This window comes from Rhodoferax sp. (genome assembly GCF_028714215.1).
GTDB lineage: Bacteria > Pseudomonadota > Gammaproteobacteria > Burkholderiales > Burkholderiaceae_C > Rhodoferax.
Window position 1 is genome coordinate 13,025 of sequence record NZ_JAQTMS010000014.1, and the last position, 13,715, is coordinate 26,739.

Below are 13,715 nucleotides of genomic sequence, written 5' to 3' on the forward strand. Positions count from 1 at the left end.
AACCCTGTGGGCAAAAGGATTTTCGGGCGGTCTGCTTCGTTACAAAATCAGCCAAGGCAAGCAGCCTTGGCTTGGATTTTGCGCCTCGCATCCCATCCCGAAAATCCATTTGCGCGACCCCCAGTTATTTACGGACAAGTTCTTAATGGCGCAGCTCCGTGAAGGTCAGGTAAAGCCGGCGCCGGACCTGCCGGTCCGCGGCCGATGGCCGCGTCATCCAGAAGCGCGGCAATCTTCCTCATGGTACTCGTCGTCGATGTTGACGTCCCAGATATTCTGCTTCGACTTGACGCCGTTGACGAGGTTCTCCACGGCCAGCCTGGCGGTGAGCATGGAATGGTCCTGGTTGTTGTAGCGGTGCATGCCGTTGCGGCCGATCAGGAACAGGTTTTCAATCGAGTCGGCGTAATCCTTGACGTGCTTGAACTCGTCATAGGTACCGAAATAGGCCGGGTAGGCCTTGGGCATGCGCACCACCACGCCATCGATTGCATCCTGGGTATCGATCAGGTCGATTTTGGCAAGCTCGGCGGCGCCCAAGCGCACCAGGTCGTCGTCCGCCATCTGCCACAAGTCGTCGCCCTCGTTGCAGAAATATTCCAGCCCCAGCCAGATGCTGGACGGGTCCTTGACCAGATAGGGACTCCAATTGTTGAAGACCTGCAAGCGGCCGATACGAACGTCTTTTTCCTGCACGTAAATCCAGTTGTCGGGCGGCAGATGGTTGGCCGAGTCGGACTGCGCATGCGGATGGGATTTCATTTTTTTCAGCAGCAGGCCGACGGTCAGAAAATCACGGTACTGCAGGCCGTTGGCGACCCGCAGCACCTCTTGCGGCGGCGCCGGCGTCATGCCGGCAACCAGATCCCGCACCGGCATGGTGGAGAACAAATAGTCGCAAGGAATGCAAAAAGGTTCTCCGCTGTTCTGATTCACGCCGCAGACGGACACGGCCCGGCCGCTCTCCAGGGCGATGCCGGTGACGCGGTGCTGAAAGCGGATCTCGCCGCCGCCCAGCGTCACTCGGTCGGCCACCGTCTGCCACATTTGCCCCGGTCCGAACTTGGGATAGTGGAAGCGTTCAATCAAACTGGTCTGGGTTTCCTGCTGGCGCGCGGCAGCGGCGCTGCCGTCAACTATTTTTCTTGCCGCATGCCGCAAGGCGGCCCAGATCGAAATCCCCTTGATGCGTTGCGCACCCCATTCCGGGCTGATCCTGTCGCACGGCACGCCCCATACTTTTTCCGTGTAGTCCTTGAAAAAGGTAAGGTAGAGTTCCCGCCCGAAGCGGTTGACGATGAAGTCTTCCAGGTTGCGTTCAGGCGTGCGCGGAAAGAGCGAGACGTAGCCGTAACTGGCGGCGATTTTCAGGAGCCGGGCGGCGCCCAGATTGTGAACGGTGCGGGGATTGAGCTTGATCGGGTAGTCGAAGAAGCGGCGCAGGAAATAGATTCGCGACAGCCGCGAGCGGCTCAGCAGTTGCCGGTCGGGCTGGGCCGGATCGGGCTCGACGGGAAGAATCTCCTGCCACCACTGCGTCACCCAGTCCGACTTGGAAAAGAAGCGGTGGCCGCCGATGTCCATGCGATTGCCCTTGTAGGCGACGGTTTTTGAAATGCCGCCGACGTCCACACTGTGTTCCAGAACGATCGGCTTGATGCCGGTGCGTCTGAGCATTTCCAGCGCGGCGGTAAGACCGGCCGGCCCGGCGCCGATGATGAGGGCGGTCTGCTCAGGCATTGGACTGTTTCAGCGCCGATCTTTTGGCGCCAGGCCCGGCTGAGAAAAGCAATGCCTTGCGGGCACCGAAATTGAACAGCAGGATCAATGTCGCGGCGATCATCTTGGAGCCCAGGTAATGCAGTTGGGCCAGCTCCGTGAAAACCCAGATCAGCGCGGCGTTGAAGACCAGGCCGAGAATTCCGATAAGGGCAAATAGCGCGAACTCGTGCATCCGGTTGTCGACGCTGCGGTGCTCGAATACCCAGCTCACCGACAACGAGTAATTGACGGCAGTACCGGCCAGGAAGGCCAGGGAAGCGGACAGCAGGTAATGCAGATGACCGAATTCCGTCAGCACGTAGAGCAGCGCAAAGTCGTTGATAAAGGCCCCGCCGCCGACCAGAAAGTAGCGGCCAAACTGCGCCAGCAGGCTGTCCGTTGTGAGAGTGATGGAGCGGGCTGAATTCACGAAATCGTCCTGCGGCACGCCGGGACCAAACTGGCCCTCCACTGCGTACCCGTTGCGGACGATTAAATTCAGGGATTGCCGCTTTCGAGATGAGAAATATCAAAGAGCGTCAAGTTCTTAAGGCGCCGCACCACTTTTTCTGCCGGAACCAAGGCTTGTCCAGGTGTCAGCGAAGTTTTGCCGCAGCCAGGCGCAGTCGTACAGATAGAAGCGTTGCGACGCGAGCGGGTCGAAGTACTGTTCCATCACGCCGGCTCCGAAATCCTGCGACAGGACGGCGTAGTCCAGCAGCGGGTCGTGGCACAGATGCAGCAATCCCCCGACACTTGCCACGGGCAGCCCCGACGCATGGCCCCACCAGTCGAACATGCTGTCTTGCGGACCCAGTGCGCGCAGCCGGTCCATGCGCCTTTTCCCCTCGATGGCGGTGCGGCGTGAAAACACGGTGCCGGCCGTTTGCAGGGTCGAGGCGTAATTGGCGCGAGCCAGCGCAAACCAGCTCATGGTGACATCGTTTTCCCAGTACACCAGGGCATCGATCGGGATCTGCCGGGTAAACGACGGGATCGGATCCTGTAGCGCCCGCTGCTCGTAATAGCGTTGCCGCGGGTTGGGCCGGTACCACATCGCCATCGACAGGAACAACAGGAACAAGACGCCCGCCAGCGCGCCAAGATGAACAAATTTCCGCTGATCGGGCGCATACCGCCAGACGGCCAGGAAGAGTCCGATCGCGAGGACTGCGCTGCCGCCACCCGCCAGCAATTCCCTGATCCAGTGGAACGCAAGGCCGACCAGGTGATTGCGCGGGCCGGTCAGCGTCGCCGGCTCGGTAGCGGCGACCAGCCCTGCGTTGGCCAGCCACAAAACCGCAAGCAGCAGCGCCATCAGGTACAGCAGCCGGATGGCGGTTCCTGAGAAGGCTATTTCCTTGCCTGAGCGCGCCTGCCGGATGAACAGGGCGGCGCACAGCAGGGCCAGCACGCCACCGGCGCTATCGAGGGTCACGCTGGCGGCGAGAAAGCCCAACAGAAGAACGCGATAGACCTCGCCGCGCTGCCAAAACCGGGCCACCAGCCCGGCGGCGGCGATATAGGAAAACAGCTGGACCAGCCAAAGCGAGCGCCATGGCTGGAGTTGGATCAGCAGGGCATTGTGCAACAGCGATGTGCCAAGCCAGGTCAGCAGCAGGGCGCTGCCGCCGACCAGCAGACCGGCCAGGAAGACGCGCCGCTGCGCGTCCTGGGTCGCGAGGCCCGCGGTGGCCAGCAGACTGAAGGAAAGCAGAACCCGGTTCAGCCAGTCCTCGGGCCTCCAGCCGTCCCAGAAAACAAACGGTGACCTGGCAAACGCCTGTTCAAACCACTGTGGGTCCATGCCCAGCAGCAGCCGGTCGAAGGGTGCAACGGCGAGAAATACCAGGCCAGACAGCAAGGCGAGTCCGACCGCGGCAGCACCCAATACCACCCTGGGGCGTTTCATGGCAGCATGAAAACCGACCCAGCCGGCACCGGCCAGTGCCATCAGGGGGTGCATCGCAAAAGCGGCACTCAGCGTCGCCAGCGCGGCCAGTCGTTTTCCCCTGAGCATCATGGCCAGCGACAACAGCGTCAGGCCTTCCGCAATCAGCCTTGGCGTGAGAAAAGACTCGGCATAGCGCAACAGGTCGGCAGAGCCGCCATAGCCGCGCGGCATGGCCACAATCAGGGTCAGCCCGAGCCAGAACGGGAAGCCTTGCAGCAGGCTGCCCAGCAGCCATGCCGCCGCGCCCAGCCACAGCAGGTAGGCGGCGAGCTGCAGGGTAATGGCCGCCGCGTGCAGGCCCATCAGAGAAATCAGCGCTGCGTAGAGCGGACTGAAAAAAGTGTAGTCGTCCTGCGAGCCGGAGAAGAAAAAGAGGTCCTTGGCATACGCATCCGGGCGCAGCCGCGAAAGCGCCTGCAGCGCATACAGCCGGCCGTCGTGCCAGATGCCTTCCCAGGGATGGGAAAACAGCCATATTCCGAGCAGCAGAAGACTGACCAGAACAGCCCGCTGCACCGTCCCGACAGCTGGCTGCCGCGTTTCCGGCCGGGCTGCATTCATGGCCTGCCCGCCATCGGTTTCGACATGGCGCACTGCCGATACTTGGTCGTCACGTTGTGCCCCCTGGACGGTTGAGACAGCTGTCATGGTAGTCGATGCGCTGCGACCAGGAAGGTGTTGCCCGAGGCCGCAGCGCACAGGACCGAATTGCCCGACCCAAGCGCGCGACTGTGCCGCAAAAGCAAATCGATGCCGATGTTGATTGTTATCAACAGCGCATGGGGTGGTGCGATGCACGATGCCTCCCAAGCAGAGACGGGTTCGTGTCCCTTTAACCGAAGCAAGTTTGATTCTTCTGTACAGGTACCCGGTCGGTCGCTTGGTCGGGTATCACCGGCTTCTGCTTATCGGTCAGTTGCCCAAGGGGGTGGCTGGTTTGTCAACTGGACTGGAGATTCATCATGAACAAGGCTTTTCTTGCAACCCGCAAATTCCTGGGCGACGAAGAGGGCGTAACCGCCATCGAGTATGGCCTGATCGCCGCGTTGATCGCGGTCGCCGTCATCGCCACGGTTTACCTGGTGGGACAGGAACTGGATTCGGTGTTCAAAAAAATCAAGACCTGTCTCACGACGCCGGCGAGTTGCGGTTCGTGACGCGGTCGCGCGCTTGACTGGTCCGGCAGCGACCTTGCCCCTTGCGGGCAGGGTTGTTGCAGGTTCTTGAACGTCGGTTCTTGTGCGAGGCTTGGTGTGCATCATGAATCAGGTTTTTTCTGTCGCCTGCGGATTTCTGCGTGACGAAGATGGCGTGACGGCCATCGAGTACGCCCTGATTGCCGCCATCATCGCGGTGGCCGTCACGGTCACCGTGTTACTGCTCGGGCAACAGGTGCATGCCTTCTTTCTGGAACTCAAACAGTGCTTCGACGCCCCCGCGAGTTGCCGAACTTGACACCATCACCGGCCAGCAAGGAGTTTCCAAGTGCATCCCGACATCACCCCGGCAACCTGGCAACTGTGGTGCCTTGCGCTACTTGCCCTGGCCATGCTGATCGCAGTGGAGGCCGATACCCGCGAGCGGCGCATCCCCAACGTGCTGGTGCTGCTGATGCTGGGTGCCGGTGTGACCCTCAATGTGCTGGGACCGGACAACGGCCGTGCCGGTCTGTTCAGCCATTTCCCCGGGGCCTTGGGGCTGAGCGGTGCCGTGCTGGGCGCCGCCATCGGCCTGCTCGCATTCTTGCCTCTGTATGGGCTGCGTGCCATGGGGGCGGGCGATGTCAAGCTGATGGCCGCCGTGGGCAGTTTTGTCGGCCCCATGGAGGCACTCAATCTGGCCCTGAGCATTCTGGTCATGGGCGGCGTGCTGGCAGTGGCACGCATGCTGTGGAGCGGCAAGTCCCGCCTGGTCCTGAGTAACGTCAGACTGGCACTTGGCAGTCTGGGGCGTGGCGCCGCGCCAGGTTTTGATCCGGCTACCCAGTCTGCCGACCGCATGCCTTACGCCCTGGCCTTTGCCAGCGGTTTGGCGCTCTACAGCTATTGGCGCCTGACCGGTGGCGCAGCGTTCATCGGCTACTGATTTTGACCTTCACAAAAAAACCAGCCCACTGCCATGCAAGCCGAACCAACACTGTTTCGCATCGCGCCTCGTCCGGCAGCGCCGGTTCGCATCGAGTGGGCGTGGAAGATTTATTTTGGCGTCGGCGATGCGCCGCAAAAAGTTGTTCGGAACAACGGAACTTAGGAGTGTGAAAAATGAGAAGCACACGTGCAATTGTCATGATCCTGTTATCTCTGGTAGCAGGGGTCGCGGCGGTCATTCTGGCCGCGCGCTGGGTTGGACAGCAAGCCGCTCAAAACACGACTCCGGTCGTTGTCGCGTCGAACGATCTTGAACCCGGCGTACCGCTGACGGCGGTGATGCTGCAGCAGGCCCCCTGGCCAGCCAGCGCGGTACCGGCCGGCGCTTTCGTGGATCTGAAAAAACTCGAAGGCCGGGTGGTTTTGTCCCAGGTGTTCAAGGGTGAGCCTGTGCTGGAGCCCAAACTGGCGCCGCTGGGCACCAAGGGCGGCCTGCCGTCCCTTATTCAAAATGGCAAACGGGCCATCAGCGTCAAGGTCAATGAAGTCGTCGGCGTCGCCGGTTTCGCCCTGCCCGGCAGCTTTGTCGATGTCATGGTCCATATCTCGGACAACAGAAACAAGCCGGTGTCGAAGATCGTGCTGAACCGGATCCTGGTACTGGCGGTGGCGCAGGAGGCCAACCGTGACGAGACCAAGCCCAAGGTGGTCAATGCCGTCACGCTGGAGGTAACGCCCGAGCAGGCCGAAAAAATCGACCTGGCGCGCAGCATTGGCGCCTTATCCCTGGTGCTGCGCAATCCGATCGACAGCAAGGAGACGCTGACCGTCGGCGTGCAGCGTGAGGACTTGCTGGGCAAGGAAGCGGTGGTGCCGGTCGTGGCGGCCGCAGTATCGAGCGTGGCATCGGCGCCAGCAGCATCAACAGCGCCGCGCCGCGTCATCAAGGCCCGCCCGCCAGTCGCAGCCGCGTCGCGTCCGGTGCCCCCCGCCACCGTCAACGTCGAGGTGATCCGCGGTGTGCAAAAAGCCAATTCCGAATTCTGATTTCGAAGGAAGCCAAAATGAATACAGCATCACAAACCCGCCACGCCACCGTGACCCCGCGTCGCCAAGCCCGCTCCGTTGGCTGGCGTGTCGAAATGCTGGCCAGCGCCTGCCTGCTGGCCGCCAGTGTGGGTCTGGGCTTGGCGGCCCCGGCGCAGGCGCAAAGCCAGGCGCCAAAGGCAACGGTCATCAAGGGCACCAGTGCCGTGACCGGTCCTGTCGCCCCTGTCACCAGCACCGAGTTTGCCACTGTCGGCACCGCGCTGGAACTGACCATCGGCAAATCCACGCTGATGCGCATTCCGTCCCCGATCGAGCGCATTTCGGTCGGTAACCCCAGCATTGCCGATGTATCGCTGATCAGCCCGGTCGAGATCTACCTGTTGGGCAAGAACTCCGGTTCGACCAATCTGGTGATCTGGCGCAAGGGCGGGGCCACCACAGCGATCGATGTCAACGTCAGCATCGACGCCGAACGGATGGAAAAAAAGCTGCGCGACTTGCTGCCGGATGAAAAAGGCATCCGGGTTCGCCCGGCCGCCGACTCGGTGATCCTGACCGGCGTGGTTTCCAGTGCCATGAAGGCCAAGAATGCCGAAGACATCGCCAATGCCTTTGTGCGTGACATCAACAAAAACCTGATTCTGCCGGTCACCGCCGGGGATGCCAAGGCCAAACCAGGAACCACCCTTTCGGTGGGAGCGGGCGGTGGAGGCGGGGGCGAGGGTGGCGCCAAGGTGGTCAACCTGTTGCAGGTGGCGCAGGCGCAGCAAGTCATGCTGGAGGTGAAGATCGCCGAAGTCAGCAAGACCTTGATCGACAAATTGGGCGCCAGCGTGGCCATCCGGCGCACTGGCAACGGCGGTGAAAACGTGTTCTCCCTGTTGTCCGACTTCCTGAGCAAGGGTGGCGGTTTGATGGAAGCCCTGAATGTCGGGAAAACTGCCTTGAATGTGGATGGCCAGAACGACGATGGCCTGGTGCGCATACTGGCCGAGCCCAACATCATGGCGGTCAGCGGTCAGTCCGCCAGCTTCCTTTCGGGTGGAAAAATCTACATCCCGGTGTCCCAGTCCACGGCCGCCGGTGTCGGCGGATCCGCCATCACACTGGAAGAGAAGGAGTTCGGTATCGGCGTGCGTTTCACGCCTACCGTGCTGGACGGCACACGCATCAATCTCAAACTGCTGTCCGAGGTGTCCGACCTGTCGCAAGTCGGCTCGCCCTTCACTTCGGTCAACGGCACGACGTCCATTCTTCCTTCTCTCACAGTGCGCCGGGCCGATACCACGGTGCAACTCAATGACGGCCAAAGCTTCGTCATCGCGGGACTGATCAAGAACAATTCGACGACGGCGATCAAGCGTTTCCCGGGTCTGGGCGAAGTGCCGGTGCTGGGCGCCTTGTTCCGCAGCAGCGAATTTCAGAAGGATCAGACCGAATTGCTTTTCGTGATCACGCCGCGTCTGGTCAGACCGTTGGCGCAAGTCCCGCTTTTGCCCACCGGCAACCATGTTGAACCGAACCGGACCGATGTCTTCCTCTACGGCAATGTGGAAGGTTCGGCAGCGGCACCTGCCGCAAAACAGTAAAGGAAAAATGATGAACAAGATCATGCTCACATTGCTTCTCGGCGTGATGGCCGGTTGCGCGTCGGTGGCTCCGAATTACGAAGCCAAATTTGGCGACGCCGTGCGCTCCGCCCGGCAGGCCCAAACCTTGAATCCGGCGACGCCGGCCAACCAGGACCCGGTGCTGGGGCTGGACGGCAAGGCCGCGGTCAGCGCCCAGGAACGCTACCAGGATTCCTTCAAGGCGCCGCCCAAAACGTTTGAAGTCATCAACACGACCGGCACTCAGTAGGGCCGTGGTTTGACACCTTGCCGACGATTCGAGCGCACATCATGAAGCAGCGCCATCCTCCGTACGGCCAGCAGCGCCAGCGCGGTGCGGTGGTGCTGGTGTTCGGCCTGACGCTGGTGATACTGATCGCCTTTGCCGGCGTGGCGCTGGATCTGGGGCGCTTCTTTGTCGTCAAGACCGAGCTGCAAAATGCAGTGGATGCCTGTGCCCTGTCGGCGGCGTCGCAGTTGAACAACGACAGCAATGCGGTGACCCGGGCGCTGGCCTACGGTCGGGTTTTTTCGACCGGCGGCACCGGCAATATCGAGGTCATCAAAAACAAGGCCAATTTCCAGAGCCGGGTGCTGGACCCCAATCTTCTCGAGATCACCTTTGGCACCAGCAATGGTCCCAATGACAACAGCAACTACAAGAGCGCGACCGACGCCGATCCGAAAGCGGTGCAATTCGTTAAGTGCAATTACCCCTTGTCCGGCTTGCCGATCTACTTCATGCAGGTCCTCAACCTCCTGGGGCTGGGTCCGTTCACCACCCAGACTGTCAGCGCCATGGCGGTGGCGACCCGTGAAGCGCCCCTGGCATCCTGCATCCCCGTTGCCGCCTGCTCCGCCGCCGGAGGCAGTGCCTCCAATAACTTTGGCTACAACGTTGGCGATTGGATCACGGCGTACGACGGCACGCCCTATATCACCGGACACTTCGGCTGGATTGATTTCAATCCCCCTGCGGGTGGCGCTGCCGAGGTCAAAGCCATTCTGGCCGGCAATAAACAGTGCAATATCGCCCAGATCGGGGATCCGGTGGGCCAGAACGGCAACCTGGACACACTGCAGGAGGCGTGGAATTCCCGCTTTGGCCTGTACTGGAACGAAAGCGGGACGGGCGGGCACTACACCACCGTTGAGGCGCCGCCCGACAAGACCGGCTTCGCCTACTCCAACACCAAGGCCGATGGTACTGCCGGTGGCGGCAATTGGCCCAGCGGACGTGATGCCTACTCCGGCAGTTCCTCGGTTCCGGGTCAGCTCAACTTCGTTGAAGCGCGCGCCGTGAATAGGCCCTATCAGCCGGTCAATAACCCGGATCTTTCGGTTCCGATCGGCATCGATGTGCACCAGTTCAAATACATCATAGACAGCGCGACCGATCTCAACACACTGGGCCGCGCCGATCGCCGGATGGTCGCCGCCCCGGTGGTGGATTGCGGTCTATGGAACTCGTCTCCGGGTCAAAGTTCGCCCATACTGGGTTGGGCTTGCGTGCTGATGCTGAGCCCGATAGGGCATGCCCTGCCGCATTATTCGGAAGCGGGATCGGACACCGCCAAACTGGAGTTCCTTGGCTTGGCCAGCGGCTCCGGCAACCCCTGTTCCGGCGGGGCGGCGTATACCGTCGCACCGGTACTGACGCAATGAGAACCAGCATGAAACCCGGCAAACAAAGAGGCGTCGCGGCGGTCGAGTTGGCGCTGATCATCGGCCCCATGCTGATCCTGGTTTTTGGCATCACCGAACTGGGCCGCGCGCTTTACCAGTACAACGCACTGGTCAAGGCCACGCGCGGCGCCGTGCGCTACCTGGCGCAACAGGATCTGGCCAATCTTTCGGCCGGGGATCGCGGCGTGGTTTACGACAGAACCAAGGCGCTGGCCGTCTGCGGCGCCCTGGCGTGCGGCAGCAAGCAGCCCCTGGCCCCCGGCCTGAGCACCAGCAAGGTCAGCCTGTGCGACTACCTGACCTGTGCCGCCACCCACAAGAGCGTCCTGACCGGGCAGGGCTCGGTGGACCTGGTGAGCGTCACGATAGGTGGCAGCGACGTCCAGGCCTTCCGATTCACCTCGCTGATGCCCTGGGTGGTGCCCGACGTCAGCTTCTCCGCCATCAAAACGACCATGGCGTCGCGCTACAACTAGCCGGGCTCATCATGCGCACGCCTTCATTTCCACTCTGCTCAAGCCGCTCACCGCGGCGGCGACAAGGCGGCATGGCGATAGTCGAATTTGCCTTGGTGGCGCTGCTGGTATTTTTTCCGCTGTTGCTGGGAATCATGGAATTTGGCCGCTGGCTTTTTACCTTGAATGCCGCCGCCGAGGCGACGCGCGTGGGAGCGCGGCTGGCCGTGGTGTGCGGCAACTCCGCCACTGACATTGCCAGGATCAAGGAAAGAATGCGTTTTTTTGTCGGTACCGTGCGCAGTGACCAGATCAGCATCACCTACCTGCCCGATGGGGGCGCGGGCTGCAACACCGACTGGACAGCCGATGCCGCCAATCGCTGCGAAAGCGTCAGCGTTGAATTGAATGGCGCGACTTTCAAGCCGCTGATTCCGTATTTTGGCGTGCCGCTCCAGATACCGCCATTTACCACCACCTTGACGCGTGAATTCATGAAGAGCGCCGGCAACCCGGTGTGCCCGTGACGGCCGGGAACCACTTCAGCAAGCACAAAGAACCGCACCATGACCATCAAAGTAACAGCCATCTGCAGCTCCGAGGCAACTCTTGCCGCGCTGGATGCCCCCGATCCGGCGCGCACCGGAATGGTGTTCACCGCCCAAACCGGCTCGGTGCACACGCTGGCCAGCGTGCTGCTGAGGGACCACCCCGATGTGGCGCTGCTGGAACTCCCGGAGGCTGACGAGCAGGCGATGGAGTTGATCGAAGTGGCCCTGATCAAGGAACCGGGCGCGCACATTGTGCTGGTCAGCCCGGACCGCTCGGTGGAATTCATGAAGCGCGCCATGCGCGCCGGGGTGCGTGAAGTGGTGCCCGCGCCCCTGACGCCGAAGATTGTGCGGCAGTCGATCGCCAACCTTCATCGGGAGTTGTTGGGCAAGGTGCTGGCCATGGTTCCGGCCAAAGGCGGCGCCGGGGCCACCTTTCTTGCCACCAACCTGGCCTACGCCTTGTCCAGACAGGGTAAGCGCGTGGCGGTGCTCGATCTCAACCTGTACTTTGGCGATGCGGCCATATTCCTGGGCGACAAGAAAGTCGTCTCCAGCCTGGTCGATCTGGCACGCCAGTCGCAGCGCCTGGACTCTTCCCTGCTCAACTCCAGCATGATCAAGGTGAGCGAAAGTCTGCATTTGCTGGGTGCCTCCGAATCGCCGGAGGATGCCAGCGAGGTTTCGACCGCGGCGGTCGAAAGAATCATCGAGCTGGCCCGTTGCAGCTACGACTTCGTGCTGCTGGACGTCAGCGCCACGCTGGATCAGATCGCCATCAAGGCACTGGATATGGCCGACACCATCTACCTGACGCTGCAACTCAATCTGCCCTTTGTTCGTGCCGCCAAGGACATGGCCGCGGTGTTCCGGCAACTGGGCTATTCCAGCGAAAAATTGAGCGTCATCGTGAATCGCTATGAGAAGGGCGACACGATCAGTCTGGGGGATGTGGAAACGGCCACCCTGCTGAAGATTGGCCGGACCATTCCGAACAGCCACATCGCGGCCAGTGCGTCGGTCAATCAGGGCATTCCGATACTCCAGATGGCGCCGCGCGATCCGGTGACCCGGGCCTTGCTGGCCTGGGCGCAGGAGCTTGCGCCGGGCGCGGTGGAGCCGAACAAGGGCTGGTGGCAACAACTGATGAGCCCTTCGTCATGAACGCGCCATCCATTTAGCAAAACAATGAAAGAGCAAACATCATGAGCTTGCGAGATCGGAAACCAGACCCCAGGAGCGTTTCGAAGCCGGTTGATTTCGGCACCGAATCGCGTTTGTCCGCGACGCCGGAATACTATCAACTCAAGGCCAAGTTGCACGGTCAACTGCTGGGCCGCATCGACCTCGAGGTGCTGGGCAACATGGCGCCGGAGAGGCTGCGCGAGGAACTGGGTACCCTGGTCGAGAAGTTGCTGTCGGAGTCCGGCGTTGCGCTGAACGCGACGGACCACGCCAAGATGATCCAGGACATCCAGAATGAAGTGATGGGTTTGGGCCCACTGGAGCCCTTGCTGGCGGATGCCAGCGTGTCCGATATTCTGGTCAATGGCCCCGGCAAGGTGTATGTGGAGCGGCATGGTCGCATCGAGTTGACGGACGTTGTTTTTTCCGATGCCAATCACCTGATGAAAATCATCGACAAGATTGTCTCGCGCATCGGACGCCGCATCGACGAGTCAAGCCCCATGGTGGATGCCCGTCTGCCGGACGGTTCGCGCGTGAATGCCATCATTCCGCCGCTGGCACTCGATGGCCCGCTGCTTTCGATTCGCCGCTTTGCCGTCGTGCCGCTGCGCCTGGAAGATCTGGTCCTGAACAAATCCCTGACGCCGGAACTCGGGCAGTTGCTGGTCGGCATGGTGCGCGCCAAGATGAACATCCTGATTTCAGGCGGTACCGGCAGCGGCAAGACCACCTTGCTCAACGTACTGTCCGCTGCCATTCCGGCCAATGAACGCATCGTCACGATCGAGGATGCGGCCGAACTGCAATTGCAGCAGCCGCATGTGGTCCGGCTGGAGACGCGGCCGGCCAACATCGAAGGCAAGGGCGAAGTCAATCAGCGCGCCCTGGTGCGCAACAGTTTGCGCATGCGCCCCGACCGCATCATCGTGGGCGAGGTGCGCGGCGTCGAGGTGGTGGACATGTTGCAGGCCATGAACACGGGCCATGAAGGCTCCATGACCACGGTGCACGCCAACTCTCCGCGCGACTCCCTGACCCGGCTGGAAAACATGGCCGGCATGGGCGGCATGACCATTCCTCCCAAGGCGATGCGCCAGCAGATCAGTTCCGCCATCATGGCCGTGATCCAGATCTCCCGTCTGACCGACGGCCGGCGCAAGCTGATCAGCCTGCAGGAAATCGCCGGCATGGAGGGCGACATCATCACCATGCAGGAAATCTACGGTTTCACGCAGACCGGCGTTGCCGCCGATGGCACGGTGCTGGGCCATTTTGGCGCCACCGGAGTGCGACCCAGGTTCATGGGCCGGCTGCGGGCCTACGGCATCAGCGTGGCCGACGAGACCTTCGATCAATCCCGCACCTACGAGTAA

At 61.6% G+C, this 13,715-nt stretch carries 14 protein-coding genes; 11 read left to right on the forward strand and 3 right to left on the reverse strand.

Annotated elements, in window-relative coordinates; all coding sequences use genetic code 11:
- Positions 1-213 precede the first annotated feature (213 nt).
- From PHS32_RS08635 to PHS32_RS08645, 3 genes are all read right to left on the reverse strand, one after another.
- Positions 214-1,740, reverse strand: coding sequence for an NAD(P)/FAD-dependent oxidoreductase (locus PHS32_RS08635; protein WP_301078519.1), 1,527 nt, complete (start codon positions 1,738-1,740; stop codon positions 214-216).
- Positions 1,733-2,191 carry a GtrA family protein gene (locus PHS32_RS08640; RefSeq protein ID WP_301078520.1) on the reverse strand — a complete coding sequence of 153 codons (459 nt, stop codon included), beginning with the start codon at positions 2,189-2,191 and terminating at the stop codon, positions 1,733-1,735. The genes PHS32_RS08635 and PHS32_RS08640 overlap by 8 nt, the downstream gene beginning before the upstream one ends.
- A gap of 117 nt (positions 2,192-2,308) precedes the next feature.
- On the reverse strand, positions 2,309-4,363 hold the full coding sequence (locus PHS32_RS08645; protein WP_301078521.1) for a hypothetical protein: 2,055 nt from the start codon (positions 4,361-4,363) through the stop codon (positions 2,309-2,311).
- A gap of 314 nt (positions 4,364-4,677) precedes the next feature.
- Here PHS32_RS08645 and PHS32_RS08650 point away from each other — a divergent pair, with 314 nt between their 5' ends.
- The 11 genes from PHS32_RS08650 (at position 4,678) to PHS32_RS08700 (ending at position 13,715) form a co-directional block, all read left to right on the forward strand.
- Positions 4,678-4,872, forward strand: a complete 195-nt coding sequence (locus tag PHS32_RS08650; protein WP_301078522.1) for a Flp family type IVb pilin — start codon at positions 4,678-4,680, stop codon at positions 4,870-4,872.
- Positions 4,873-4,975: 103 nt separating this feature from the next.
- Positions 4,976-5,170 (forward strand): Flp family type IVb pilin, encoded by a 195-nt coding sequence (locus PHS32_RS08655; RefSeq protein ID WP_301078523.1) that lies wholly within the window; start codon positions 4,976-4,978, stop codon positions 5,168-5,170.
- Positions 5,171-5,200: 30 nt separating this feature from the next.
- Positions 5,201-5,800, forward strand: a complete 600-nt coding sequence (locus tag PHS32_RS08660) for an A24 family peptidase (protein ID WP_301078524.1) — start codon at positions 5,201-5,203, stop codon at positions 5,798-5,800.
- 176 nt (positions 5,801-5,976) lie between these two features.
- On the forward strand, positions 5,977-6,849 hold the full coding sequence (gene cpaB, locus PHS32_RS08665; protein ID WP_301078525.1) for a Flp pilus assembly protein CpaB: 873 nt from the start codon (positions 5,977-5,979) through the stop codon (positions 6,847-6,849).
- Between the two features lie 17 nt (positions 6,850-6,866).
- Positions 6,867-8,441 (forward strand): type II and III secretion system protein family protein, encoded by a 1,575-nt coding sequence (locus tag PHS32_RS08670; RefSeq protein WP_301078526.1) that lies wholly within the window; start codon positions 6,867-6,869, stop codon positions 8,439-8,441.
- A 22-nt stretch (positions 8,442-8,463) separates the two neighbouring features.
- Positions 8,464-8,712 carry a hypothetical protein gene (locus PHS32_RS08675; RefSeq protein ID WP_301078527.1) on the forward strand — a complete coding sequence of 83 codons (249 nt, stop codon included), beginning with the start codon at positions 8,464-8,466 and terminating at the stop codon, positions 8,710-8,712.
- A gap of 17 nt (positions 8,713-8,729) precedes the next feature.
- Positions 8,730-10,127, forward strand: coding sequence for a TadE/TadG family type IV pilus assembly protein (locus PHS32_RS08680; RefSeq protein WP_301078528.1), 1,398 nt, complete (start codon positions 8,730-8,732; stop codon positions 10,125-10,127).
- A gap of 8 nt (positions 10,128-10,135) precedes the next feature.
- Positions 10,136-10,624 carry a TadE/TadG family type IV pilus assembly protein gene (locus PHS32_RS08685; RefSeq protein ID WP_301078529.1) on the forward strand — a complete coding sequence of 163 codons (489 nt, stop codon included), beginning with the start codon at positions 10,136-10,138 and terminating at the stop codon, positions 10,622-10,624.
- Between the two features lie 71 nt (positions 10,625-10,695).
- The gene (locus PHS32_RS08690) at positions 10,696-11,130 is read left to right on the forward strand and encodes a TadE/TadG family type IV pilus assembly protein (RefSeq protein ID WP_301078530.1); all 435 of its coding nucleotides are present in this window, start codon (positions 10,696-10,698) and stop codon (positions 11,128-11,130) included.
- Between the two features lie 39 nt (positions 11,131-11,169).
- Complete coding sequence (locus PHS32_RS08695; RefSeq protein ID WP_301078531.1) at positions 11,170-12,318, forward strand: AAA family ATPase; 1,149 nt, start codon at positions 11,170-11,172, stop codon at positions 12,316-12,318.
- Positions 12,319-12,359: 41 nt separating this feature from the next.
- Positions 12,360-13,715 (forward strand): CpaF family protein, encoded by a 1,356-nt coding sequence (locus tag PHS32_RS08700; protein ID WP_301078532.1) that lies wholly within the window; start codon positions 12,360-12,362, stop codon positions 13,713-13,715.